The 24,331-nt window shown below is 70.4% G+C and carries 19 protein-coding genes, 1 tRNA gene and 1 pseudogene; 9 read left to right on the top strand and 12 right to left on the bottom strand.

Going from position 1 to position 24,331, the window contains the following annotated elements:
- Nucleotides 1–86: 86 nt before the first annotated feature.
- From lysA to ACZ5WG_RS02615, 3 genes are all read right to left on the bottom strand, one after another.
- The gene (gene lysA, locus ACZ5WG_RS02625) at nucleotides 87–1,478 is read right to left on the bottom strand and encodes a diaminopimelate decarboxylase (protein WP_468720070.1); all 1,392 of its coding nucleotides are present in this window, start codon (nucleotides 1,476–1,478) and stop codon (nucleotides 87–89) included.
- Between the two features lie 19 nt (nucleotides 1,479–1,497).
- Complete coding sequence (gene nrtL, locus ACZ5WG_RS02620; protein WP_468720068.1) at nucleotides 1,498–2,493, bottom strand: ArgS-related anticodon-binding protein NrtL; 996 nt, start codon at nucleotides 2,491–2,493, stop codon at nucleotides 1,498–1,500.
- Between the two features lie 68 nt (nucleotides 2,494–2,561).
- A complete protein-coding gene (locus ACZ5WG_RS02615) occupies nucleotides 2,562–3,056 on the bottom strand; it encodes a response regulator (RefSeq protein WP_468720066.1) in 495 nt (164 codons plus the stop codon).
- 81 nt (nucleotides 3,057–3,137) lie between these two features.
- Between ACZ5WG_RS02615 and ACZ5WG_RS02610 the strand changes: the two genes are divergently transcribed.
- From ACZ5WG_RS02610 to ACZ5WG_RS02600, 3 genes and pseudogenes are all read left to right on the top strand, one after another.
- Nucleotides 3,138–3,209, top strand: a tRNA-Arg gene (locus ACZ5WG_RS02610).
- A 361-nt stretch (nucleotides 3,210–3,570) separates the two neighbouring features.
- Nucleotides 3,571–5,610, top strand: coding sequence for an NACHT domain-containing protein (locus tag ACZ5WG_RS02605; protein WP_468720064.1), 2,040 nt, complete (start codon nucleotides 3,571–3,573; stop codon nucleotides 5,608–5,610).
- Nucleotides 5,611–5,734: 124 nt separating this feature from the next.
- Nucleotides 5,735–6,142: pseudogene (locus tag ACZ5WG_RS02600) on the top strand (transposase); the annotation flags it as partial.
- A 210-nt stretch (nucleotides 6,143–6,352) separates the two neighbouring features.
- Here ACZ5WG_RS02600 and ACZ5WG_RS02595 read toward each other — a convergent pair.
- From ACZ5WG_RS02595 to ACZ5WG_RS02585, 3 genes are all read right to left on the bottom strand, one after another.
- On the bottom strand, nucleotides 6,353–7,531 hold the full coding sequence (locus ACZ5WG_RS02595; protein ID WP_468720062.1) for a hypothetical protein: 1,179 nt from the start codon (nucleotides 7,529–7,531) through the stop codon (nucleotides 6,353–6,355).
- Between the two features lie 88 nt (nucleotides 7,532–7,619).
- The gene (locus tag ACZ5WG_RS02590) at nucleotides 7,620–10,097 is read right to left on the bottom strand and encodes a helicase-associated domain-containing protein (protein WP_468720060.1); all 2,478 of its coding nucleotides are present in this window, start codon (nucleotides 10,095–10,097) and stop codon (nucleotides 7,620–7,622) included.
- A gap of 226 nt (nucleotides 10,098–10,323) precedes the next feature.
- Nucleotides 10,324–11,757: an ATP-binding protein gene (locus tag ACZ5WG_RS02585; RefSeq protein WP_468720508.1), complete on the bottom strand. Its 1,434-nt coding sequence runs from the start codon at nucleotides 11,755–11,757 to the stop codon at nucleotides 10,324–10,326.
- Between the two features lie 879 nt (nucleotides 11,758–12,636).
- On the opposite strand from ACZ5WG_RS02585, the gene ACZ5WG_RS02580 reads away from it, so the two are divergent.
- The gene (locus tag ACZ5WG_RS02580; RefSeq protein ID WP_468720059.1) at nucleotides 12,637–13,494 is read left to right on the top strand and encodes a tetratricopeptide repeat protein; all 858 of its coding nucleotides are present in this window, start codon (nucleotides 12,637–12,639) and stop codon (nucleotides 13,492–13,494) included.
- Nucleotides 13,491–14,765, top strand: a complete 1,275-nt coding sequence (locus ACZ5WG_RS02575; protein ID WP_468720057.1) for a glycosyltransferase — start codon at nucleotides 13,491–13,493, stop codon at nucleotides 14,763–14,765. The genes ACZ5WG_RS02580 and ACZ5WG_RS02575 overlap by 4 nt, the downstream gene beginning before the upstream one ends.
- Nucleotides 14,766–14,831: 66 nt before the next feature.
- Here ACZ5WG_RS02575 and ACZ5WG_RS02570 read toward each other — a convergent pair whose 3' ends face one another.
- Nucleotides 14,832–15,725: a collagen-like domain-containing protein gene (locus ACZ5WG_RS02570; protein WP_468720055.1), complete on the bottom strand. Its 894-nt coding sequence runs from the start codon at nucleotides 15,723–15,725 to the stop codon at nucleotides 14,832–14,834.
- Nucleotides 15,726–16,018: 293 nt separating this feature from the next.
- Nucleotides 16,019–17,299 (bottom strand): alpha/beta family hydrolase, encoded by a 1,281-nt coding sequence (locus tag ACZ5WG_RS02565; RefSeq protein ID WP_468720054.1) that lies wholly within the window; start codon nucleotides 17,297–17,299, stop codon nucleotides 16,019–16,021.
- Between the two features lie 256 nt (nucleotides 17,300–17,555).
- Between ACZ5WG_RS02565 and ACZ5WG_RS02560 the strand changes: the two genes are divergently transcribed.
- On the top strand, nucleotides 17,556–18,536 hold the full coding sequence (locus tag ACZ5WG_RS02560) for an XdhC family protein (RefSeq protein ID WP_468720053.1): 981 nt from the start codon (nucleotides 17,556–17,558) through the stop codon (nucleotides 18,534–18,536).
- A 19-nt stretch (nucleotides 18,537–18,555) separates the two neighbouring features.
- Here ACZ5WG_RS02560 and ACZ5WG_RS02555 read toward each other — a convergent pair whose 3' ends face one another.
- Nucleotides 18,556–18,879, bottom strand: a complete 324-nt coding sequence (locus ACZ5WG_RS02555) for a plasmid stabilization protein (protein WP_468720052.1) — start codon at nucleotides 18,877–18,879, stop codon at nucleotides 18,556–18,558.
- A gap of 143 nt (nucleotides 18,880–19,022) precedes the next feature.
- On the opposite strand from ACZ5WG_RS02555, the gene ACZ5WG_RS02550 reads away from it, so the two are divergent.
- Entirely contained in the window at nucleotides 19,023–19,424 is a 402-nt protein-coding gene (locus tag ACZ5WG_RS02550) for a DUF6479 family protein (RefSeq protein WP_468720050.1), read from the top strand.
- A gap of 81 nt (nucleotides 19,425–19,505) precedes the next feature.
- On the opposite strand, the gene ACZ5WG_RS02545 is transcribed toward ACZ5WG_RS02550, so the two are convergent.
- Entirely contained in the window at nucleotides 19,506–20,420 is a 915-nt protein-coding gene (locus tag ACZ5WG_RS02545; RefSeq protein ID WP_468720507.1) for an ATP-dependent DNA ligase, read from the bottom strand.
- Nucleotides 20,420–21,319: a non-homologous end-joining DNA ligase gene (gene ligD, locus ACZ5WG_RS02540; RefSeq protein ID WP_468720048.1), complete on the bottom strand. Its 900-nt coding sequence runs from the start codon at nucleotides 21,317–21,319 to the stop codon at nucleotides 20,420–20,422. Before ligD ends, ACZ5WG_RS02545 begins: the two co-directional genes overlap by 1 nt.
- Nucleotides 21,320–21,350: 31 nt before the next feature.
- Here ligD and ku point away from each other — a divergent pair, with 31 nt between their 5' ends.
- Nucleotides 21,351–22,454: a non-homologous end joining protein Ku gene (gene ku / locus ACZ5WG_RS02535; protein WP_468720047.1), complete on the top strand. Its 1,104-nt coding sequence runs from the start codon at nucleotides 21,351–21,353 to the stop codon at nucleotides 22,452–22,454.
- A gap of 112 nt (nucleotides 22,455–22,566) precedes the next feature.
- Here ku and ACZ5WG_RS02530 read toward each other — a convergent pair whose 3' ends face one another.
- Complete coding sequence (locus ACZ5WG_RS02530; RefSeq protein WP_468720045.1) at nucleotides 22,567–23,451, bottom strand: nuclease-related domain-containing protein; 885 nt, start codon at nucleotides 23,449–23,451, stop codon at nucleotides 22,567–22,569.
- Nucleotides 23,452–23,633: 182 nt separating this feature from the next.
- Here ACZ5WG_RS02530 and ACZ5WG_RS02525 point away from each other — a divergent pair, with 182 nt between their 5' ends.
- Nucleotides 23,634–24,236, top strand: a complete 603-nt coding sequence (locus tag ACZ5WG_RS02525) for a hypothetical protein (protein ID WP_468720043.1) — start codon at nucleotides 23,634–23,636, stop codon at nucleotides 24,234–24,236.
- Nucleotides 24,237–24,331 lie beyond the last annotated feature (95 nt).

Here is a 24,331-nt window from a genome sequence, read left to right as displayed (position 1 = left end):
AGCACTTTCCATCCTCGGTCCATTGAGTGAGACACCTATCGGCACCTATTTTGGGGGTCTGGGGGCTTCCCCCGGAAATATGCGGTTCATCCGAGGTCGAGACGCAGGAGATCTTCCTCCGTCTCGCGCCGGACGATCACTCGGGCCTCCCCGTCGCGCACGGCCACGACGGGCGGTCGCAGCGCGTGGTTGTAGTTGCTGGCCATGGAGCGGCAGTACGCCCCGGTGGCGGGTACGGCGAGGAGGTCCCCCGGGGCCAGGTCGGCCGGCAGGAAGGCGTCCTTCACCACGATGTCACCGCTCTCGCAGTGCTTGCCGACGACGCGGACGAGCATGGGCTCGGCGTCGGAGACGCGGGAGACGAGGGTGACCGCGTACTCGGCGTCGTAGAGGGCGGTGCGGATGTTGTCGGACATGCCGCCGTCCACGGAGACGTACGTACGCAGCCCCTCGAGCGGCTTGATCGTGCCGACCTCGTACAGCGTGAAGGCGGTGGGCCCGACGATGGCCCGGCCGGGCTCGACGGAGATGCGGGGCGCGCGCAGCCCGGCGGACTCGCATTCGCGGGCGACGATCTCGTGCAGGGCCTTGGCGATCTCGTGGGGCTCGCGCGGGTCGTCGGAGGACGTGTACGCGATGCCGAGGCCGCCGCCGAGGTCGATCTCGGGCAGCTCGACGCCGTGCTCGTCGCGTACGGCGGCCAGCAGCCGGACCACGCGCTTGGCGGACACCTCGAAGCCGGCCATGTCGAAGATCTGCGAGCCGATGTGGGAGTGGACGCCGAGCAGCTCGAGGCTGTCGTGCCCGAGCGCGCGCCGGACCGCCTCCGCCGCGGAGCCGTCGGCGACGGCGATGCCGAACTTCTGGTCCTCGTGCGCGGTCGCGATGAACTCGTGCGTGTGCGCCTCGACGCCCACGGTCACGCGGATCTGGACGGGCTGGCGTACGCCGAGCTCCCGGGCGATGTGCGCGACTCGAGCGATCTCCTGGAAGGAGTCGAGCACGATGCGACCGACTCCGGCCTCGACGGCCCGGGTGATCTCCCGGACGGACTTGTTGTTGCCGTGGAAGGCGATCCGCTCGGCGGGCATCCCGGCGGCGAGTGCGGTGGCCAGCTCCCCGGCGGAACACACGTCGAGGTTCAGCCCCTCTTCCCGCAGCCACTTCACGACGGCCTTGGAGAGGAACGCCTTCCCGGCGTAGAAGACGTCGGCGTCCGGCCCGAAGGCGTGCGCCCAGGCCCGGCACCGGGCCCGGAAGTCCTCCTCGTCGAGGAAGTAGGCGGGCGTCCCGAACTCCTGGGCGAGGGTGGTGACGGGGATGCCGCCCACCGTCACGACACCGTCGGGGTTCCGTCGTACGGTCCGGGCCCAGACCTTCTCGTCGAGCGCGTTGAGGTCGGCGGGCGGCGGGGAGTAGTGCCCCTCGGGCAGGACGTCGGCGTGGCGGGGCCCGGCGGGGTGCGCGGAACGGCTCATCGGTATCTCTCTTCGCAGATCACAGGCAGTCAGGTGCGTCTATGCCGAGCAGGGCCAGGCCACCGGCCAGCACCGTCCCGGCGGCTTCGGCAAGAGCCAGCCGGGCACGGTGGGCGGCCGAGGGTTTCTCGTCCCCCTTGGGCAGGACGCAGTGCTGGAAATCGAGCAGCTCGTCGGCCAGCTCCACGAGGTGCCGGGTGAGCCGCTCGGGCGCGCGGTGGTGCGCGGCGGCCTCCAGGACGAGGTCGTGGTCGGCGACGAGGCGCAGCAGGGCGGGCACGTCGACGTCGCCCGGCTCCGGGTGGAAGCCCAGCTGATCGGCGTTCCGTACGAGGGCCCGGCTGCGCGCGTGGGCGTACCGCACGCGGAAGAACTCGCTGGCCTCGCCCTGAACGAGCAAAGCGTCGGAGACGACCGGGGTCTCCCGGGCGGGCACGGCGAGCATCGCCCAGTGGGCGGCGTCGCGGCCGTAACGGGCGACGACGTCGCCGTCCCGCCTGGCAAGGGGCGCGACGGGCAGGTCCTCGGGCAGGTCCTCGGGCAGGCCGCGCCCGGTGCCGCCCTGGGCGCACACGAGCCGCAGGACACTGCGCCGCACGACGCCCTCGCGCAGCCCGGTCCCGCTCTCGTCGGCGGGGGCGGGGGCGGCGAACATGGCCCCGCCCCGCACGTCCCGGATCACGATGTCGCGGACGATGGCGTCGCGGACGACGGAGGGGGCGGAGGGGGGCGGCAGCACGAAGTTGAGGAACCCGGCTCCGGTGACCTCGACATGCTCGATGCCGGGCTCCGAGCCGAGCCGGCGGGCCAGTACGTCCGCCACGCCCCGGGGCGGGCGTCCGGCCGTCTTGGCGACCTGAAAGGCCACGGGGGTGGCGTAGTCCCCCACCCCACCGGGGCGGGTCCGCTCGACGACGACCCGCTCGGGCACACCTGCCTCGGCGGGCAGCTCCCCCTCCTCGACGGCGCAGCGCACGGCGCGCACGACGGTACGGGAGAGGTCTGCGGGGGTCACGGGACCAGCCTAGGCGAGAAGCCCGCCCATCCCGCGAATGGTTTCGCCATGTGAACAGCCGACGCCCGCTACCCTCTCCCGCGCCCTGCGGGGGCTCCCTTCCGCTCCCGCCGGTCCTTGCGCTCGATGAGCCGGCGTACGAGCCGCACGAGCTCGACGGGCTCGAAGGGCTTGGCGAGGAACGCATCCACCCCGGCCTCGATCCCGGCCTCCACCTCGTGCTGCGTACAGGCGCTCACGATGGCGACGGGCACGTGCCGCGTCCGCGGGTCGGCGCGCAGCTGCGCCGCCGTCCCGAACCCGTCCAGCCGGGGCATGACCACATCAAGGGTGATCACGTCGGGGCACACGCGGTGCACGACGTCCAGACACTCGGCACCATCGTTCGCGGTCACTACCTCGAAGCCCTCCAGCTCGAGATTGACCTTGATCAGCTGCCGGATGACCTTGTTGTCGTCGACAACAAGCACCCGGCCCGAGGCGCCTGACACAACTCGAGAGTAGGTCCGCCTAAGCCCCCGCGTCCGGGTTTTTGCCACTTCCACCCCCTCCGGGCGACCCACGTCCCCCTCCCCCGGAACTCGTTTCTGATCACCCGGGGGAAGCTGGTAGTGTTCAACCCGTCGCCGCAACGCGAATGACACGCCCCCGTAGCTCAGGGGATAGAGCAACGGCCTCCGGAGCCGTGTGCGCAGGTTCGAATCCTGCCGGGGGCACTCCAGCCAGACCAGCGCGGAACACCCGCTGACCTGCTGAAGTGCCAAGCATGAAGACCTGGACCCAGTCCCACTGAGTCCAGGTCTTTGTCGTTGTTACGCACGGGTCGCGAAAGACCTGCGATAGCGGCCCTCCCGTCACCTGCCGCCGCTCGCGAGGCACCGCAGCCCTCCGCCCTGATCCACCATCACCACGCAGTCGGTGCGGGGCCGGCCGTAGCTCATCGCGGGCCGCTGGAGTGCGCGGCCATCATCCACTGCCGACGCGCCACCCGCCGTGGAGGCAAATGCAGCCCAGACAGTCCACTGTCCGTGAAGATCGTGACCCATGGAGAGTGGACGACGTCAGCGTCGGTTCTACATGCGCCTGGCGCTCAGCAGCACTGCGCTGTTCGTCGCGACAGCAGTATGGACAGTCGTCCTAGTCAGGCGAGGTGCGACGGCAAGTGACACCGCAAAGAACGTGGGTCTCCTGGTAGCAATCGCTTCTCTAGCGATTGCTCTCGCCTCGTGGTACGCGAGGATCTCACCACCCCCTGGAATTGATGACGATACCTTCGATCTGGCTCGCCGCATCCTCGACGATGAGACATCTGAATGGAAACGACTGGTGGGCAAAAATGATCCAGAGTCCATTAACCTCCACTTCACCGCGATTCAAGAAAGTCCGGTGGATTCGGCGACGCAATACATCGAGGGTGCATTAGCCCATCGAGATCCCACAACTGTGCCCGATATCGCCGACTTCTACAACGGAGTTCACTCCTCACGGTTGGTCATCACCGGTGCTCCTGGAGCCGGAAAGACGGTTTTGGCCCTTGAGCTCATCACGACCCTCATCAAAAACCGCAAATCGACCGACCGCGTTCCCGTACGTCTCTCCATGGCCGATTGGGATATCGAGGCATGTCCCACCCTGGGGGACTACATCACCACCCGTCTCGTTCAGCTTGGGTGGCGTATCGGCGCGGCTCAACGCTTGGTCGCCAATGACAGGATCCTGCCAATCCTCGACGGGCTTGACGAAATGGACAACACTTTCGATGAGTCAAATAGTGAAAATTATCCCGATGTAGGCCAGCAAGCATCACGCGCTCGGTCGGCACTCCGCATCCTAAATGATGAACAATACGGTTCGAGTCGTACACCTTTGGTCTTGACCTGCCGGGACTCCCAGTACGATTCCGTGCCGCCCAGAGACCGATTGCGCAGCGCGGCTAGGGTTCGCATTTCCCCAGTGGACACCGAAGAATCCCACACGTATCTAGCTACCCGGAATGTTGGAGACCCCCGCTGGTCGGACGTTCTAGCCAGCCTCGAATCGAGGAAGGAGGGGGGGCTCGCTCAAGTCTTTTCCACTCCTTGGCGGCTATGCCTCGCGGCCACCGTCTACCACAGTGACGGCAACCCTTCCGATCTCCTCGACTCCAACCGTTTCCCAACTCTCGGCGATCTCGAAAACCACCTCCTAAGCCTCCTAATCCCAGCGGCCACCGCGCAAACGACCAACCGTCGTCATTACACATCGGAGCGTGTACAGATCTGGCTGGGCCGTCTGTCCAGGGCGCCCCAACCTGGATCCACCATCAGCGCCAACACTGCCGCCCCGCAGGGTTCTGACCTCCTCCTCCACGAACTTTGGCCTATCGCCGGACGCAGGAGGGTTATTGCCACCGACGCGATCCTCGCTTCCTTCGTAGCACTTGCACCTCTCCCTCTCGCCTGGACAACCTCCTCCCCTGCCCCCTGGATCGGCCTGATCATCGGCGTCGCGGCCCTAAGCGCCCTAATGGCTATTCGCTCTAATCCGAATCCTCAGCGGATTCATTGGAGAGGCAGCCCCGCAGGGAAGCGCAAAACAACGAGCGGACCTATCGTGAGCAAATCGGTCAAGCTGAAGAAAATGGCCCTCAGGGTAATCCTCAGCGGACTTGCCGGCATGCTGATTAGCGCCTCGCTCGCTTTTTTGCTCGGCCGCACGACCTCACACTGGGTACTGTTCGGGTTCTTCGGTTGCGTCCTCGTCCTCGCTCTGTGGGCGACAGACCGGCCAGAGGAGGCCGTCGGCCCTCGCGACCTGATCCGCGGCAACCTTCGCAGCGGGCTAATCTACGGGGTCCAGGCTGGACTCATTGTCGGACTTGGCGCCGAAATCATTACGGGGGTTTCCGCAAGTATCGTGCTCGGGACTACCGTAGGAATTTTCTCCGCTTCATGGGTTGCCCGCATCTCCCGAAGGTACTTGGCATTCCTGCTCTGGTCCTGGCGCCGACTCCCGTTTCGCCTTGGAAGGTTCCTTGACTGGTGTCACAAGGCTGGCCTCTTGCGTCTATCCGGACCCGCCTACCAATATCGCCATCGCGAACTCCAGGACTGGCTCTCCCGCACTATGCCTCCGTGATACGGCATGCAGAAGATCAACACCAATCTGGTAGAGATCTGTCACAAGCCGAGCCACCGCACGTACAATCTACATCGTTCGGATATGACAGTCGTCGGCTATTCTTCGATCACTCTTCAGGCCAGAGCTGGTCGACGTGCCGCTCAGGATGGCCCTGTGGCGTCGTGGCCACGAGGGCACCCCGGTCGGGCGGGACCAGCTCATATGTCACTCGGATGCGGGCTCGCAATATACGAGCGTGCGTTTCACCGAACATCTTCGGCTCGAGGGCATCAGCCCCTCGGTCGGGAGCGTCGGTGACGCCTACGACAACGCCCTGATGGAGACCATCAACGGCCTCTACAAGTCCGAATGCATCTGCACCAGCGTCTTCCACGAAGGCCCATGGAAAACCATCTCCGACGTCGAGTACGCCACCGCCTCCTGGATTGAGTGGTACAACAACCGGCGCCTGCACTCAAGTCTGGGCATGATCAGCCCCACCGAGTTCGAGGCAGCCCACTACGCTGACACAGAACCACGAGCCGACTGATCACCGGCCAGCAAAACACCGGCAGGAAAGTCGGAACGGTTCAGGTGGAATCACAGGCGACACAGATCAGCCTTCGTGCGCTCCAGAGCACCTCGGACGCGACAGGCCATCTGCCCCTGGCTCGGATCGACGAGCCTAGCCAGCACAGCCGCCGCCAGGTGGGGACCGGTCGTTCGGCCTCGAGGTAGGAGTGCTCGATCTACCGGTATCTCAGGCCATCCAGCGCGCCCTGGGCAGCAGTACAGCGATGGCACCGCTGAGTCCGAAGAGAATCGGGGAGACGAACTCGCCGGGTGCACCGGCCCAGGTGAACAGGCCCGCGAGCGCGATAAGGATCGTGACGGCCGCCGCTGTCTGCCAGACGGTCTGCCGCCGTGTCCCATGGCTCGGCGCTGTTCGCCGCTCCTCGGGAAGGTCTTCCCAGTCGAGCACCGGAACGATCAGCCGGTCCTGGCAGATATCCGCCAGCACACCGGAGACGAGGGACAGCACACGGCTGTGAGCGTCCCGCACCGCGGCACTCGGTTCGGCGCCGCGGGCCGGTGCGCCAGCTGCGGAATCGGCCGCGGCAGAATGCGCCACGGCCGCCAGACGGTGCCGCTCAAGAGCCTCCTGCACATGCGCCGCGTACACGTGGACCTGTGCCTCCCTCCGCACTCTGCCCACCCTGTCCCCGCTGAGCACCGCGTAGCGCGCCAACCGTTCCAGTGCGAGACAGAACTCCTCGACGGTGCGGAACGACCAGTCCACGGGGAAGTACGCCGTCGGCCGCCGGTCTCTGCCTCGGAGGGACTCCAGTGGAGTCCTGACCCTGCTCTCCGCGCTGTCCGGCAACAGCAGTGCCTCCAGGGCCACGACACCTCGACACACGGCTTCTCCATAGGGATCCGCCCGGCGCCGCGAGACGGCCTCCGCGGCTGTAGCCGCGGCCGCCAGGGCAAACAGGCCGGCGCTGATGGCGGCGGCGGTCGGTCGCAGAGGCCCGCCCCATCCTCCCAACGCTCCGTAGAGCATGAGACCTGCCGCCAGGTTGGCCGGGCCGTACAGCCACAGCCGTGCGACTGCCCAGCGCCTGGACGCGCATACCCGCACAGCGAGCGCGGCAGCGTCCGGTAGGCCGGCCCGGGCTCCGTCCGCGGCCGAAAGTGCCGTACACAGCTCGTCGATACGCCTCCGGGCCGACCGGCTCCGGCGCAGTGGGCCGGAGGTCAGCCACCCCCCGGGACGTCTGCGGGTGCAGAGAACGAGACACGCCGTACCGATCAGGAGGAAGGGTATCCACACGGTGCTGAGGTTCAGGAGGAACATGATCAGCCAGGCGGATGTCTCGGGCTCCCCCTGTGCGAGTTCCTCGTGCCCCGGGAGGGCGATGGTCGCGGAGTGCGTCATGCGCCCCAGGCTCACACGCCCTACTGACAGTGCCGGTTCGGGGGCCGGGGCACCAGGAGTGCGCTCCGACTGCGGGGCACCTCCACCCTTACCCGGCCGCGGTGAGCGCCGCGGCCAGCGCACGGGCGCTCGCCGGGACACCGTGGACCGGTTCGCCGTACAGCGGGTGGGCCTGGTCCAGGGTCGGCAGGAGGTTCGGGGCGCGGTCGGTGGGGGCGCGGTCCAGGACGGTGGTGCCCGTTTCGGCTTCCTGGGTGGGGGCGTAGCCGGCCGTGCGGAGGGCTGACAGCGTCTCCTCCGGCGGGGCTGTGGAGATCAGGACCGTGGGGGCGATCCGGCGGAGGCGGAGCTTGGCCAGGCCGCGGGCCTGGGCCACCTCGGCAATCAGCCCGGTGTCGTCCGAGCGGATGCAGCAGGCGGAGCGGACGACCTTGAGTTGTCCGTGGGTGCGGGCGGTGTCCTTGATCGTGTAGGCGAGCGGTTGTGGCAGCGGGGTGCCGCGCTCGCTGGCGGTAGTGAGGCGGTCGAGGAGTTCATCTGCGCTCCAGCCGGCGTCCAGGGCCCGGCGTACGGAGGTCGCGGTGATCCGCCAGACCACGGCGTGCCCTTCGGACTCGATGTCGCCGACAGCAGAGAGCAGGTCTGCGAGGGCAGGCGCGGGCGCACCGGTGACGGTTGCGGTCAGGTCGCTCTGGAACCGGGCCGTGTCGCTGGGCTCGGGCAGCGCTGCGTACAGGTCCTCGCGCAGGGCGGTCACCGCCTTCGCCAGGGTGGGGCGGAGGGAGAGGTCCTCGCTCAGGCCCTCGGAGCCGCGGGCCGACGGGTCCGTGTCCGCGCCGGGTACGGCCGGGTAGTGGTGAGCAGCGCCCGCCTCCAGCAGGCGGCACAGGGACCGGCCGGCGGGGGTGAGCGCGCCGTGAGCGACCACGCCGAGCAGGGCCGCCTCTGTCAGGGTGGCCGCCAGGCGGTCGAGCAGTCCGTCCAGGCCGGTCAGCTCCCCGGCGCCGTCTGCGGCCAGGTGACCGCGCAGGGCGGGCTGGAACCACGCGGCCAGGGATAGCAGTTCGGTGTATCCCAGCGCGTCCCCGGTCAACCCGTGTCCGTCGGGGAGGACGGCGAGCGCTCGTAAGGCCCCGGTGCGCAGGGTCACGGCGTCCTCGTCCTGCGGGCTGATGAGCGCGACCGGGGTCTCGTCGGGGTCCGGCCAGTGGCTGAGAACTGCGGGGACCACAGCCCAGGCGGCCAGCAGCGGCAGCAGCTTGCCCGCTGCTGGAGCGGCCACCCAAGCGTCGTAGCGGTCGCTCGGCAGCAGCCGGGCGGAGGGCTTGGGGCCCTTGGAGTTCCGGCGGCCGCGGGGAGCGGGGGCCGGTTCGGCGTCCTGAGGTGCGGTCAGGCCGGCGTTCACCGCGAGGTCCAGCCACAGCCGGGTGCCGGCCTCATCGGCCCCGGCCGCCTTGGCCAGCCGCCGGGTGTCCCGTACGGCGATCCCGCCCGCCTTGCGAATCGCGACCGGCTCGGCGGCCAGGGCCCGCAGTACCAGTTCGGCCCGCCAGGCGGCCGCCGCTGCGGCCGTGCCTCCCTCGCCCTCCCAGCCGGACGGCAGCGGCGCGGTGGCGGTGAACAGCTCTGGTTCCAGCCGGGGGCTGGGTGCCGCGCCCCCATCGCGGAGCGCACGGGCGACCTCGTACGGAAGCTCCACCAGGTCGAGACCGACGGGGACCAGCAGTCCGCGCGCGGCCAGCCAGTCGGTGCCCTCGTCACCGCTGCCGCCGTCCCGGAAGAGGTACTTGGCGTCCGGGCCCGCATACTGTGCCCCGTACCGGCCGACGAAGCAGCGGGTTCGCAGCAGCGGCGGGCCGGGTACCAGGTGGTCCAGCAGCTCCAGCGCCCGGACAGGGGCGTCCGCCACCAGTGCCCGCACGCGGGCGGGATCGGTGAGCAGAGCGGTGATCAGCTCCTGGGCCTGGTCGCGGGTACGGGCCGCGCCCTCGCCGAAGAGGTTTGCGGCGATCCGCTTGACCTCGGGGGCGTTGTAGGCGTGGGTCAGCAGCCTGGTGGCGGTGCGCCCGTAACCGTCGAACCCAGTGGCCCGGACATGCAACAGCGGCGGCAGCGCCAGTTTTCCCTTGGGCGCGGGGAGCAACAGCGCGCGCTCCCGCAGTCGGGCGAGCGTGTGCTCCGCCCGCCGCCGCTTCTCCCCCGGCTCGAACCAGGCCAGTACGTCCCGCTCGGACACCAGTCGGTCCGCGGGCTCCACCGCGGCAACGGGCTTCCGCTGTTGCCAGGGATACCGGGGCCCGTCCTCGGCCTCGCCACCGGCTACGGGACCGTGCCGCTCCAGGGCAAGGGCGGCAATGGAAGCGAGCAATTCCAGTTCTCCCGCGGTGCCCGCCATCAGGCCTTGGCCCACCGACTCGTCGGTGAGCAGGTGTTCGGCGAGCTCGCGGAGGGTGGTGATCCGCCGGTACTCGGCGGCGAGCGGCAGATCCCGCTCCTCCAGCAATGCGGTCAGCCGCTCAGGCTCCAGGGTGCCCAGCCATTCCACAAGGGCAGTACGCGCATTCACCCGGCCAGGCTAGCGCCGTCCGGTCACCCCGCAGGGGTGAACCGGCCGCGTCCCCTCAGACCGCCGTGCTCAGTGCCGGCGCAGGCTCCCGCCTCCGGGCCCGTCACCTTGCCGCCGCGCACATGGGCTTCGATGCCCGGAAGGGTCTCAGAGGACGGTCGATGCCTACTGCCACTGGGCGCCCGAGGCAGATCCATCACCATGACCACCCTGGCGGTTTCCCTGACTACCGCCAGGCACGAACAAGGTCTTCCGGACCCCAGTGCGCCGCAAGAGGCAGATCGTCCTCAACACCACAACGGGACACCGCCACCAGCGCCGTGCCCGGCTCGGCGCCGGGCACGGCGAGCATGTCCCGCACCAGGGCGTCGTACTCACGTCGGCCGAACGGCTGCGACTCGAGCCACTTCACCGAGCCGATGAAGTGGACCTGCCCTGCGACGGGTTCACGATCGGCTCCGATCAGGTCGATCTCAGGGTTGTTCTGCCGGTTCCACCAACCCCCGACCGCCTCCGTCTGCGGCCACCTCTCATCGGGCAGCAGGCGCAGCAGCGACTCGCGGACGACCGGCTCGACGGCCCGGCCCCGCCAGGTCGTCCACGACCGCTCAATGCGCTCCAGCGCCAGATCACCGCGACCGCGCTCGATGAGCGGGATCCCGCGCTGCAGGAAAGCCAGCCAGAACCGGAGATACGGATCGGCGATGCGATAGCGCTTGTTCTTGCCGTCCGCCTTGGCCGAGAGCGGCAGGTCAGCGGCCAGGACCCGCTTGGCCAGCAGCGTGGTCAACAGCGGAGACAACGTGCCCGAGGGCAGCGCGCCCGCACCACCGGCCTGTGCGGCAATGGTGGAGAAGGTCCGCTCGCCACTGCCGACCGCTTCCAGGATCGCGCGCGAGTGGGACGTCTCGGGAAACTCCCCCAGCAGCGACAGTTCGCCCGCCACCAACAGCGGCGCAAGCGGGTTGGACACAGCCTCCCGCAGGAAGTCTCTGCGGCCCATCCCCGGCCGCCAGGACTGAACGATCTCCGGGAACCCTCCGGTGATCAGCAGCGCATCCACCGCTTCCGCCGCGTCAAGACCGGTCATCGCCTGCACATCGGCCAGATGCAGTGGTTGTACGGTCATCTTGGCCGCCCGGCCGAAGAACGGGCGGCCATAGGACTGCAGCGCCTCCATCACCGACATGTCACTGCCGACCAGGATCAACAGGACCGGCTTGGCGGACAGGTGCCGGTCCCAGACCGTCTGCAGCGCTCCCTCGAACTCCCCGTCCTGTTCCACCAGCCACGGCACCTCGTCGACCACCGCAATGCTCGGGGCATCGTCCGGAACCGCGACCGCCAGGGAACGCAGTGCCTGGTTCCAGTCGGCGGCCTGCAGCCCGGCCACCAGCTCGGCCCCGGGCAGAGCGGAATGTGCCAGCGTCGCGGCGAAGTCCGCCCGCTCGGCCACGGCGTTGCGTCCCCGGGTCGCCTGGAAGACCACATATGGAAGCCCGGAACGGTCGCAGAACTCCTGGACCAGACGAGACTTGCCCACCCGGCGCCGCCCCGTCACGATCACAGCCTGACCACGGGTGGCGCCCGTACCATCGGCTACCAGGCCCAGCTGCCGAGCCAGCTGATCCAGGTCAGCAGACCTGCCCTTGAACTCCATCAGCGTCACATTCCCAGCATCCATGAAACATAGATTCGATATTACTTAGATTGAATCTTACTTAGATGGTAGCTCCTTTCTGACGTCCACGTCGGCGGCGCCGGGACGGCGAGGAAGGCGTCGCGCGCCGACGCCCCAGCCCCACGCTCACCCACGCGCGCCGCCGCAGATTCGCCCCCGGGGGCTCGGACAGCCCACCCCGAAGGCCAGTAACGCAGAGTGTCCAAACAGTTACTCTCACGCTCACCCGGGCCGATGACGTACGGGTCATCACCTCCACGCCCCCCCCTTGCGGAAGTGGCGCTCCCAGAATCAACCGGGAAGACCTCACCGCGCTACGCGGCGGCCGGGTCGCCGTCATCAAGATCCGACACTTCGCATTGCGGAGCATCGAGGACATTTCCGAGCCATGGGAAATGCGTGGGACGACAAGCCTGACAAATCATCAGTTGCGCGTCTGACCTGGGCAAATACCTGGGTACTGTCCGGCCTCCGGAGCCGTGTGCGCAGGTTCGAGTCCTGCCGGGGGCACTCCTGCCGGACCAACGTGAAACATCCGCTGACCTGCACGAGTGCCAAGCAGGAAGACCTGGACCCAGTCCCACTGAGTCCAGGTCTTTGTCGCTGTTGTGCACCGGTCGCGATAGACCCGCATCAGACGTCGACCCGAGTCGGACCGGGTCGGTGTCAGGGACCCGCCGTCAGGCCGTCGGCTTCTTGATGGGGGCGTCACTGCCGGCCCAGATGTAGACGCATGTGATACCGGGCTGGAACTCGTGCGCGTGGATCCTCGCACACAGCCGAAGCCGTCACTGCGGGTGTAGCCCGGCGGCCGGCGACGACGGTCTTACCGAGGCCAGGCACTGGGCGGGCCGGGCAATGAGTTGCCGGCATCCAACCGCCTTATGCTGGCGGAGAATTCGTGAAATTCTTTCCGGTGGACCGGTTCTTTCATGCGTACATTCGAGTGGTCTTGCATCCCAATTGCCTGCCATACGGCGGCATCACGCGGGCGGGCTCGTAACGTCGGCGGAAATGATGGGGGTTCGACCTTCGGCGCTGTCGGGGGTTGCTGCCCGCATCTCCGTCCCTCCCGATTCCACGAGATGTGACAGAGTGAAACGAAGGCGATGGTGGGCCGGAATCGCCGGCGTGGCTGCGGCTTGTGCCGGGGTGGCCGTCTGGGCGGTTCAGTCCCATTCGGCAGCCGCCCCGGAATCCAAGAGCCCGTCGGTGAACCTGAAGGCCCAAGAGGCAAATGCACTGCTACAGGGCGCCCTTGTCCAGGCGAGCCGACAAGACTCCGAAGGGGCGGCCCGTACCTTCCGGCGCGTGGTGGAGCTGGATCCCCACAACAAGCTCGCCTGGTACAACCTGGGGGTCATCGCGCAGCAGGACGGCAAGGCTGCCGACGCCCTCGCCTCCTACGACAAGGCCCTGAAGATCGACCCGTCTTTCACGTCGGCTCTCTTCAACGAGGCGATCCTGCTGAAGCCGACCGAGCCCGACCGGGCCGCCGGACTCCTGAAGCGCGCGGTCGCCGCCGATCCGGAGGCGGCCACGGCCCATCTGCAACTCGGATACCTCCTGGCGGACCGGGGCCGTACCGGCGAGGCCGGCGGCGCGTTCCGTCGCGCCGTCGCGGCCGATCCCTCGCTCCGTTCCCAAGTACCGGAGCAGTTCCGGGAATTCGCAAGCCCCTCACCGACATCGACCCCAGCAGGGAGCACCAGATGACGTCGACCGCGACCCCGAGGTTCTCCGTTTTCACCCCCAGCCACCGGCCCCGTTTCCTCGACGAGTGCCTGGCTACCCTGCAGGCGCAGACCTGTCCGGACTGGGAGTGGGTCGTCCTGCTCAACAACGGCGCCCGGTGGCGGCCGGAGCAACCCGACGAGAGGGTCCGCGTGGAGATCGCGGACGGCCTCCGGGGCGTCGGGGCCGCGAAGCGCAGGGCCTGCGAACTGGCGCGCGGCGAGATCCTCGTGGAACTCGACCACGACGACCTGCTGGCGAAGACGTGTCTGGCGGAGCTCGGCACGGTGTTCGACGAGAACCCGGAGGCCGTCTTCGTCTACAGCAACACCGCGCAGATCACCGAGGACGGGGGCCGGGACGACTCTCGGTGGGACGAGGCGTGCGGCTGGCAGTACGAGGAGGTGGACGTCGACGGCCGCAAGCTGCAGCAGATCGTCTCCATGGCTCCGACCCCGCACAACGTCTCCTACATCTGGTACGCGCCCAACCACGTGCGGGCCTTCCGCAAGGACGCCTACGAAAGGGCGGGCGGGTACGACGCCGCGCGTACTGTCCTGGACGACCAGGACCTGATGTGCCGCCTGTTCCACATCGGCGACTTCCACCACATCAACCGCTGCCTGTACCTCCAGCGGGTGCACCCCGCGAACACCCAGAGCGACCCGGAGATCAATGCGCACATCCAGCGCGAGACGGTCGTCCTGTACGACAAGTACATCGAGGCGAACGCCCTCGCCTGGACCCACCGGCGCGGCCTGCTCGCGCTGGACCTCGGCGCGGCCCACCGCAAGCCCCCCGGCTACCTCGGCGTCGACCAGTACCCGGGGAAGGGCGTCGACATCGTCGCGACGCTGCCCGGGAAACTGGATCTGCCCGACGGTTCCGTCGGCCTGATGCGGGCGGTGGACTTCCTCGAGCACGTGCCCGCGAAGGTGCCGCTGATCAACGAGATGTACCGGCTGCTGGCGCCCGGCGGGATGCTCCTCACCATGACGCCCAGCTCGGACGGCCGCGGCGCGTACCAGGACCCGACCCACGTGGCGTACTACAACGAGAACTCGTTCTGGTACTACACGGACGAGCAGTACCGGGCCTTCGTGCCCAGCATCGAGGCCCGGTTCCAGTCGTCGCGGCTGGTCACGTACTTCCCCTCCGACTGGCACTCCAAGAACGACATCTCGTACGTGGTCGCCAACCTCATCGCGATGAAGGAAGGCGCCGCGCGGTGCGGCGGACCGCTGCTGGTGTAGGCGTGTACGCCGAACGGCGGTGCCCCGGGGCCGAGGCCCAGGGGCACCGCCGTTCGGCGAAGGGACTTACGGCGCCTGGCGGACGCACACCACAAAGGCGGTGATCGGCTGGTTGGCCGTGATGCTGGCCTGCCATCCGTTGGGAGGGGTGCCGACGGGGAAGCTCTGGTCCGGGTTGCCCTGGAAGCCTTGGAATCCGCCGCCGGTAGCGAGGTCGCCCGGCGCGCAGAATGCGGTCGCGATCCGGGTGCCGTTAGCGGGGACGACGTACGTGGTGAACCTGCCCGTCGCGCCCGGGGTGCCCTGGAAGCCCTGCGGGCCCCGCACTCCCTGCTCACCCTGCTCACCCTGGTAGCCCTGGAAGCCCTGCGGGCCCCGCGCTCCACGCTCGCCCGGGTCACCCTGGAAGCCCTGCGGGCCCCGCACTCCCTGCTCGCCCCGCTCACCCTGGTAGCCCTGGGGGCCCTGGCGGCCCTGGGGGCCCTGGCGGCCCTCGCGGCCCGGGTGGCCCTGGGGCCCCTGGCGGCCCTCGCGGCCATCGTGGCCCTCGTGGCCCCGCTCACCCTGGAAGCCCTGGAAGCCCTGGAAGCCCTGGAAGCCCTGGGGCCCCTGGCGGCCCTCGCGGCCCTCGCGGCCCGGGTGGCCCGGGGTGCCCTGGGTGCCCTGGAAGCCCTGGGTGCCCTGGAAGCCCTGGGCGCCCGGGCGGCCCTCGCGGCCCTCGTGGCCCGGCCGGCCCGGCTTGCCCTGGGGGCCCTGGGAGCCGCGCTTGCCGCCGTGGTCGCCGTCGCTCATGACGCCGGACGGGCCGGGCAGCGCGACGGCGGTGTCGGTGCCGGACCGGTGGATCGCGTCGGCGATGGCCGTCGTGGCCGGGACGACGTTGAGCGCCACGGCGAGCACGCCGGCCGAAACCAGCGTGGCCGACTTCAGGCGTGTACTTCGGGTCGTTCGCTGACTCAAGAGAATCTTCCTCACGAGCTCGGAGGGGTCACGCCCGAGCGCGCACTTTGCGCGCCCCATGTGAATGCGCGGCACCTCGCCTATGGCTACGGACGAAGCCATTGTTGACTCTCGGCGATCGATTGATCACACCACGGCGCATGTCCCGCCGAGGATCACTCGGGCGGCCTCAATACATTTCATTGGGGCGGGCTCGGCCTTTAGGGGAATCGTCCGGTGGAAAACTGAGGGAAACAGAGAGCTGCCCGTCCGGTGAATTCCGCTCGGCTGCAATAAATACGGCGAGCCGCTCCTCAGCGCGCAGGGGCCGCCGGCCGGTGGGTGATGAACCAGCGTTCCGCGAGGGCCGACACCGCGTGAAGGGCTCCCGGTTCCTCGAAGAGATGGGTGGCGCCCTCGATGATTTCCAGGCGGTTCTCGCACCGGAGCCGGGCCTGCGCCTCGCGGTTGAGGGTGAGGACCAGGGAGTCCTCCGAGCCGACCACGAGCAGGGTGGGGGCCCGGACCGCGGCGAGGTGCGGGCCCGCCAGGTCCGGGCGGCCGCCGCGGGAGACCACCGCGTAGACGGGTGAATCCGGGGACGCCGCCGCGGCAAGGGCGGCTGCTGCGCCCGTGCTCGCGCCGAAGTAGGCGACCGGGGCCGAGGTGCGGGTTGCGAGCCAGGCGGTGGCCTCGGAGAGGCGGGCGGCCAGGGTCTCGATGTCGAAGACGTTGGCGCGGTCCCCTTCCTCGCCGGGGGTGAGCAGGTCGAACAGCAGGGTGCCCAGGCCGGCCCGGTTCAGGGTCGTGGCCACCTGGCGGTTGCGGGGGCTGTGGCGGCTGCTGCCCGAGCCGTGCGCGAAGACGACCACCGCCCTCGCCGCCGGGGGGAGGGTGAGGTCGCCGGGGAGGTGCAGGCCCGCCGCGGAGACCGAGACTTCCTCCGTCGTGGCGGGTGGTTGCCGGACGGCCTGCACGAGGAGGGAGACGACCTCTTCGTCCGGGGTCTGGGAGAAGTCCCGGTACCACTGGCCGACCGAGGAGAAGCCCGGCGGCGTGGAGAGGCAGACCACCTCGTCGGCCACCGCGGCCACCCGGGCCAGCGCGTCCGGCGGGGCCACCGGGGCCGCCATGACGACCCGGGCCGCGCCCTGCGCCCGTACGACCTGGCAGGCGGCCGCAGCGGTGGCGCCGGTCGCGATGCCGTCGTCCACCACGATCACCGTCCGGCCGTGGAGGTCCTGCTGCGGCCGGCCCGCGCGGTAGCGGGCGGCACGGCGGGTGAGTTCCGACTGCTCCGCCTGCTCGACGGAGGCGATGTCCTGCGGGCTGAGCCGGCCGCGGCGGACGATGTCGTCGCTGATCACGCGTACGCCGCCTTCCCCGATGGCGCCGAACGCCAGCTCGGGCTGGTACGGGACCCCGAGCTTGCGGACGACGATCACGTCGAGCGGGGCGCCGAGGGCGTGCGCCACGTGGAAGGCCACCGGGACCCCGCCCCGGGGCAGCCCCAGGACGACGGGCCCGTCCGCCGCGTACGTCCGCAGCGCCGTGCCGAGTCGTCGTCCTGCGTCGTCGCGGTCCGTGAAGAGCATTCCGGGTCATCCCCAACGTTCTCTGCCGTACTTCACGTTCTCTGTCGTACTTCGAAACAACGCCTCCCGGCGCCCGCGTGCAAGTCGGCAGCGGGTGGTCCGGTCCGGTGGTCTGTACGAGGGAGGTGGGTCCGGGTCTGTGGGTTTTGAGGGATGGGTAGGGGTGGGGTGCGTGCGTAGGTTGGCCGTGAGGCCGCGTTGCGCCGCTGACCAGGTGCTTTGGGGCGGGCTCTGACGACGAGGATGGGGCGGCGCGATGCGTGAGCTGGTGGAGACGGCGCGGCAGTGGGTGGCCGAGGGGCGGGCCGGGTTCCTGGCCCGGCCGGTGGCCGAGCAGGGGTTCGGGCCGCGGGATCCCGCCGGGGCCCTGCTCGTCGATGCACGCGGAGAGTGCGTCGGGGCCCTGTACCGCGGGGTCTTCGACGCCGAGCTGGTGGCGGAGGCCGGAGCCATGGCCACCGGGGCCACCGCCCGGGTGTGCGAAGTCTCGGTGGGGGCCGACGAGGCGGTCGAGGCGAAGCTGACCTGCGGCGGCCGGGCCGAGATCCTGCTGCAGCCGCTGAAGGCCGTACCCGCCGAATGGTGGGACCTGCTCGGGGAGGGCGTCGGGGTGGCGCTCGTGACCCGGCTCGACGAGCCGGCGCAGCAGGCCGTGAGCGAGGTCGTACGGGCCGTCGACGCGCCCTCCAACGACGCCGAGCGCCGGGCCGGCGAGCTGCTGGCCACGCGCCGGCCGGGGCGGGACGCGCTGTACGGGGAGCACGGGCTGGTGTTCGTGGAGGCGTACCCCTCCGCGCCGTACGTCGTCATCGGCGGAGGCGGCGAGCTCGCCGAGATCATCGAGGCGCAGGCCCTGCTGCTCGGGTGGGGCGCCGGGCTCGTCGGCTCGGTCACGGAGGCCGAGAAGCTGCTGGCCGCGCGCCGGGACGCCGCCTGCCTGGTGATGCTGAGCCACGACCCGGAGTTCGACGTGCCGACCGTACGCAGCGCGCTCGCGCTCGGGATTCCGTACGTCGGCGCCCTCGGGTCCCGCAAGACCACCGCGCGGCGGCGCGAGGGGCTGATCGCCTCCGGGGTGTCCGAGGCGGAGCTGGCGCGGGTGCACGGGCCCATCGGGCTGGACCTGGGGGCCCGGACACCCGCGGAGACGGCGCTGGCCATCTGTGCGGAGATCCTGGCCGTGCTCGGGGGCCACGAGGTCCGGGCGCTGCGGGATTCCGACGGGCCGCTCCGCTAGGACTCGGCCTCCTTGCCGCCTACTTGCCGAGCGCGCGCTTGAGCTGGGTCTTGTTCATGTCGGAGCGGCCGTGGATGTTGCGGCGCCTGGCCTCCGCGTAGAGCTGTTCGTACGTCGGCCCCTGTGCGCCCGAGTGGGAGTGCAGGCCGCCGCGCCGGGCGGAGGACATGTCCACCAGTGACTCCCTGCTCGCGGTCTTGGACTCGCCGGCCCGGGCCCGTTCCTTGTTGACGGTCCGGGCGGCGATCTCCTTGGCCCGCTGCTCGGACTCGCCGCGCTGCTCGGCGCTCTCCTTGATGTGCTCGTACTGGCGTTCTCGTTCGGGTGAAGATCCGCGGGGCATTTTCGGGCTCCTTCCGGGGCGCCTCTCGGGGCGGTCGTCCCTGCGCCTGCCCCTGATTCGGCACGGTAGTCGCCCGGTACGCAGGGAGGGGGGTCTTCCTGGCTTTCGGGTGAAATCGGTACCAATGCGGGAAAATAGCACGTATGGACATGACTCTTAGTCTGGACCAGACACTGGCCCACACCGTGTGGTTCCTGGTCGTCGGGATTGCCGTGGTCGGCTTCCTGCTCGGCGCCTTCAAGCTGGGCCAGCGGGTCCGGGCCAAGGAGCCCCCGCCGCCGACCGCCGAGAGCCAACCCCACCTGCCGAACGGCGGCGCGGTCTACGAGGTGCGCGAGGAGCGCGAGGCCGTGGAGATCCCCGAGGGCGGGCTGCGCCCGCACGAGATGCAGGGCTACGGGAACTTCGGCTCCACCACGAACAGCCATCAGGAAGACGCCAGGGCCGAGCGGGAGTCCGGGTACCGGAACCCGCCGCAGTACCCGGGGCCGCAGCAGCCCCCGTACGGTGAACCGCCGCAGTACAAGCCGAGCGGGAACGCGTAGCACCGTCCGACAGCCGTCATGACGACCTCCTGCGACCTGCGCCGTCCCTCGGTGCAGGTCGCGGGTCGCAGGTCGCAGGTGTCAGAGGTCTGTCCGCAGCCTGAGCACCTCGGGCGGCGGGTGCCGGGCGGTCGAGGGGTGCCGGACCTCCGCCGTGAGCGGCGGGTCGAGCGGGCGGAACGGGACCTCGCCGAGTCCGATCGCGGTGACCGTGGCCCCGCCCGACGGCGCCCCGGCCCGGGTGGCCCCGGTGGGCGGGGCTTCGCGCGAGGCCAGGGCCGCCACCACGTCCGCGCGCAGCGCGGCCGTCAGCGGGCTCGACACCAGCGGGGTCTCGTCCCCGACCGGCAGCACCAGGACCAGCGCGAGGGGGCGGCGCGGGGTGCCGGTGTAGCCGACCACCGCCGCGTCCCGCACCTCCGTGTGCCGGAGCTTCTGCCAGCCGCGCCGGCCCGCCGGGTACGTCTGGTCCAGCCGTTTGACGACCAGGCCCTCGATCCCGCTGGCGGGCAGGGTCTCGTACCAGGTGGCGGCCAGTTCCGGGTCGGTCGTCATCGGGACCGGCTGCAGCGGCGGGCCCAGCGGGAGCAGCAGGTCGACCAGGAGCGCGCGGCGCCGCTCGTACGTGCGCCCGCGCAGGTCCAGCCCGGCCAGTTCCAGCACGTCGAACGCCGCGTACGAGGCCGGCAGGCTCTGGGCGAGTACGGCGGCCCGCGCGGCCGTGGCCGCCGCCCGCCGCTGGACGAGCGCGAAGTCCGTACGGCCCCCGTGCCAGACCACCACCTCGCCGTCGAGGACGGTCTCGGCGGGCAACTGCCGGGCCGCGGCGGCCAGATCGGGGAAGGCGGCGGTCACGATGCGGCCGGAGCGTGCCTGCAGTACGACGTCCTCGGCGGTGCGCACCACCACGAGGCGGTGGCCGTCGAACTTCGGCTCGTACGCCAGGCCCGCCGCACGCGGCAGGGTGCGGACGGTGGCGGCGAGGGCCACGCGGATCACGGCCCGGCCTTCCCCGGCAGCCGGCGGGCCCGGCCGGGGTCGGTCAGCGGGCCGAAGAGGTCTCCGTCGCGCTCGAGCCGGGGCGGGATGTCGTCGGCGAGGAACACCAGGTCGGAGGGGGTACGGCAGGCCGCGACCTCCTCCCAGGACACGGGGGCGGAGACCGTCGGCCGGGCCCGCGCGCGCAGGGTGTAGGGGGCGGCGGTGGTCTTGGCGGCGGCGTTCTGGCTGTGGTCGACGAAGACCTTGCCGGGGCGCAGGGCCTTGGCCATGCGGTGCAGGACGAGGTCGGGGAGCTCGCGCTCGGCCTCCTGGGCGAGGCCCTTCGCGTACGCCGACACCCGGTCGGACGGGGTCGGCTCCAGGGGGACGGCCAGGTGCATGCCCTTGGAGCCGGAGGTCTTGGCGTACGCGGACAGGCCGTCGGCGGCGAGGCGCTCGCGCAGCCACAGGGCGACGGCGCAGCACTCGACGACGGTGGCGGGCGCGCCGGGGTCGAGGTCGATGATCAGCCGGTCGGCGACGGCCGGACTGCCCGCCGGCCACTGGGGGGTGTGGAACTCGACGACGAGGTTGGCGGCCCACATGAGGGACGGCAGGTCCGCGACGACCACCTGTTCGGCCGAGAGGTCCTCGGAGCGGGGCACCGGGGTGGTCTTCACCCAGGCGGGCGCGCCGGGCGGCGGATTCTTCGTGAAGAAGAGCTGGCCGTCCGGGCCGTCGGGATAGCGCAGGAACGACACCGGCCGGTTGTGGATGTGGGCCAGCAGCGCACCCGCGACGGTGGCGTAGTAGTGCAGCACCTCGCCCTTGGTGAAGCCGGTCTCGGGGTACAGGACCTTGTCGAGATGGGAGAGCGGGATGCGACGCCCCTCCACCATGGTGATCGGCGTCATACGATGAGACTGCCATGAAACGGGAGGAACCGTGCGATCCATCTGGAACGGGGCAATCTCCTTCGGCTTGGTCAGCATTCCGATCAAGCTCGTGAACGCCACCGAGAGCCACTCGATCTCCTTTCGCCAGATCCACCTGAGCGACGGCGGGCGGATCCGCTACCGCAAGGTGTGCGAGCTGGACGGGGAGGAGGTGGCGACCGCCGAGATCGGCAAGGGGTACGAGGAGGCGGACGGGGCGATCATCCCGATCACGGACGAGGACCTGGCGCAGCTGCCGATCGCGACGGCGAAGACGATCGAGATCGTGTCGTTCGTGCCGGCGGACGAGATCGATCCGCTGCAGATGGACGCGGCGTACTACCTCGCGGCGAACGGGCCGACGGCGGCGAAGCCGTACACGCTGCTGCGGGAGGCGCTGAAGCGGAGCCGACGGGTCGCGGTCGCCAAGTACGCGCTGCGGGGGCGGGAGCGGCTGGGCATGCTGCGGGTCGTCGACGATGTGATCGCGATGCACGGGCTGTTGTGGCCGGACGAGATCCGGGTGCCGGAGGGGGTGGCTCCGGAGGGGAAGGTGTCGGTGCGGGAGGCCGAGCTGGACCTGGCGGACGCGCTGATGGCGACGTTGGGGGAGGTGGAGATGTCCTCGCTGACGGACGAGTACCGGGAGGCCGTGGAGGCGATGATCTCGGCGAAGTCGCAGGGGGCGTTCGAACCTCCGGCGGAGGCGGAAGTGGAGCCGGCCGGCGGGAAGGTGATCGACCTGATGGCGGCGCTGGAGAAGAGCGTGCGGGCCGCGAAGGCGTCTCGGGGGGAGGCGGGGGCGGCCGGGGCCGCCGAGGACGCGGAGGCGGGGGCGGAGGTTACGCCGATCCGGCGAAGCGGCGGGAGCCGGAAGACGGCGGCCGCGCCGAAGGCGGTGGGCGGGAAGAAGTCGACAGCGTCGACGACTGCGGCGAAGAAGACGGCGGCGGGTACGAAGAAGACGGCGTCGCGCAAGTCGGCTGCGACCAAGTCCACTTCGAAGACGGCTTCGGCGAAGAAGGCGGCCGGGGCCGGGGCTTCGACGAAGAAGTCGACCGCGACGACGGCGTCGGCGAAGAAGGCGGCTCCACGGAAGCGGACGTCGGCCTGAGGGGTGGGGCGGGGCCTGCGGCGCCACTCCCCGCCCCGCCCTTTCTCCGTTTCCCGAGGCTCCGCCCCGGGCCCCCGGTCCTCAAACGTCGGACGGGCTCGGGGGAGCCCCGCTACGTGCCGTTTCTGCGGGGCAGCGGGTCGGAGCGCCGGCCCGCCGGTGCGGTGCGGCGGCGGGTTCGGGAGGGGCCGTAGAGGTGTGGGGGGAGCCAGGTCGGGGTGGCGCGGGCCTGGGTGAAGAGGGCTTCGATGTCCGGGGGTTTGAGGGTGGCGGGGGCCGCGGCGAGGTGCGCCGCGGCGGTCGCCGGTTCGAGGATGCGGATGTCGCGGACCGTCGGGGCCACCTCGATGCGGGAGGCGTCGACCAGCGCCAGCGCCGGGAGCACCGGGGCCGCCAGGGCCCGGGTGGCCGCGACGGCGGCACGGCGGATCCAGCGCGGGTCCGGGCGCGGCTCGGCTCGGCCCACCGTCAGCAGCAGGTCGCCGACGGCCGCCCGCTGCCGGCGCCCCGGGAGCGTACGGATGCAGAAGATCCCCGCGGGGCCTATGAGCAGGTGGTCGATGCCGCCCAGGCCCGGGAGCGGCACGGAGTGCAGGACCCGCCAGCCTTCCGGCTCGAGGGAGTCCAGCAGGTCGCCCATGCGCTGCTGGGCCGTCAGGTCCTGGCGCAGCCGGTGCCGGGCCCGGCTGCCCGCCGAGCCGTGTTCCAGTTCGCCCAGCAGGGTTTCGCCGGGGCGGTTCGGGGCCAGGTCCTCGTCCGGCGGGAGGGCGAGTCTGCGCAGGTCCGCGGGCGTGGGCACCGGCGGTGGGCCGACCGTGTACGGGCCGGCCAGGTACGGGCGTAACGCCGCCAGGACCGCCTCGCGGTGCTGGTCGGCGAGCACGCTGATCCGGTTGGTCTGCCGGTCGTACCAGGCCACCGCCTGGCCGTCGGGCAGGTTGACGTAGAGCCGGCCGCGGCCGGGGCGGCCGCTCGGCAGCACCTTGAGTCCCCGCATGGACCTCACCCCCCGCCGTACATGGGAGCAGCCCGGGCGCCTCGCGGCAATCCCCCGGTGGAGTTCTCGGTCACGTAACAGCTTCTACGGGACTCCGCCGGGTTCCTGTTACACGCTCATCGCTGTACTGACACAGCGGGCTCCTAGGTTTGTCGCACCTGGACCGGACCTAAGGATTTCCCGTGAGCACCGTCAACCGCCGCACTCTCGTACGAGCCGCCGCAGTGACCGTCTGCGCCGGAACCCTCCTTGGGCTGCCCGCCGCGGCCGCCCTCGCCGAAGGGGTGCCCGCCGCGTCGGCCGCGCACTCCGCGGGTGCGCCCCGGACCCTGGTCAAGAGCCTCGCCCTCGCGGACGGCATGTCCAAGGCGAACGTCTACCGCATCGCCGAGGGCGGCTTCCAGGCCGACATCCTGGCCGCCGACGGCGCCAAGGCGGCCACCCTGACCAGCCGGGACGGCGGCGCCGCCTTCGGCGGCTCCGGCCCGCTGCACGTGGCGCTCCAGCCCGACGGCCGGCTGTCCTCCTGGGCCGGCGACACGAACGGGACCGGCGCCCACGGCGGTACGCCCGTCGCCGACGGGTACAAGACCGGGGCCCGGGACGGACGTGTCGTCCAGGCCTCGGCTTCGCATGCCCGCTCGGTCGCCTCCGGGACCCTGGACACGCTGGCCGACGGACCGGGTGACGGCGTGCTGCTGCTCGCCGCGGGCGGCGGTATCGCGGCCGTGGGCGCCGCCGGGCTCGGCTTCGCCATGCTGCGCCGCGGGCGCACCGAGGGCTGATCCGCCGGTATCCCCTCAAGAACCCGTCGAAAAAACGGGCAAATCTCCGCATAAGGTTGGGTGACGTCAGGAGGCGTCGCACGGACCCTTGGGAG

The organism is Streptomyces sp. NPDC032745 (genome assembly GCF_055579465.1).
The sequence above is the reverse complement of the archived record's forward strand: the minus strand, read 5'-3'. Positions and strand labels throughout refer to the sequence as shown.

Coding starts and splice junctions, on each gene's coding strand:
- lysA (WP_468720070.1), bottom strand. CDS start 1,478: ATGAGCCGTTCCGCGCACCCCGCCGGGCCCCGCCACGCCGACGTCCTG.
- ACZ5WG_RS02555 (WP_468720052.1), bottom strand. CDS start 18,879: ATGCCCCGCGGATCTTCACCCGAACGAGAACGCCAGTACGAGCACATC.
- ACZ5WG_RS02560 (WP_468720053.1), top strand. CDS start 17,556: ATGCGTGAGCTGGTGGAGACGGCGCGGCAGTGGGTGGCCGAGGGGCGG.
- ACZ5WG_RS02575 (WP_468720057.1), top strand. CDS start 13,491: ATGACGTCGACCGCGACCCCGAGGTTCTCCGTTTTCACCCCCAGCCAC.
- ACZ5WG_RS02605 (WP_468720064.1), top strand. CDS start 3,571: ATGCGCCTGGCGCTCAGCAGCACTGCGCTGTTCGTCGCGACAGCAGTA.
- ACZ5WG_RS02530 (WP_468720045.1), bottom strand. CDS start 23,451: ATGCGGGGACTCAAGGTGCTGCCGAGCGGCCGCCCCGGCCGCGGCCGG.
- ACZ5WG_RS02595 (WP_468720062.1), bottom strand. CDS start 7,531: ATGACGCACTCCGCGACCATCGCCCTCCCGGGGCACGAGGAACTCGCA.
- ACZ5WG_RS02565 (WP_468720054.1), bottom strand. CDS start 17,299: ATGCTCTTCACGGACCGCGACGACGCAGGACGACGACTCGGCACGGCG.
- ACZ5WG_RS02585 (WP_468720508.1), bottom strand. CDS start 11,757: ATGGAGTTCAAGGGCAGGTCTGCTGACCTGGATCAGCTGGCTCGGCAG.
- ACZ5WG_RS02550 (WP_468720050.1), top strand. CDS start 19,023: ATGGACATGACTCTTAGTCTGGACCAGACACTGGCCCACACCGTGTGG.
- ligD (WP_468720048.1), bottom strand. CDS start 21,319: ATGACGCCGATCACCATGGTGGAGGGGCGTCGCATCCCGCTCTCCCAT.
- ACZ5WG_RS02580 (WP_468720059.1), top strand. CDS start 12,637: ATGAGTTGCCGGCATCCAACCGCCTTATGCTGGCGGAGAATTCGTGAA.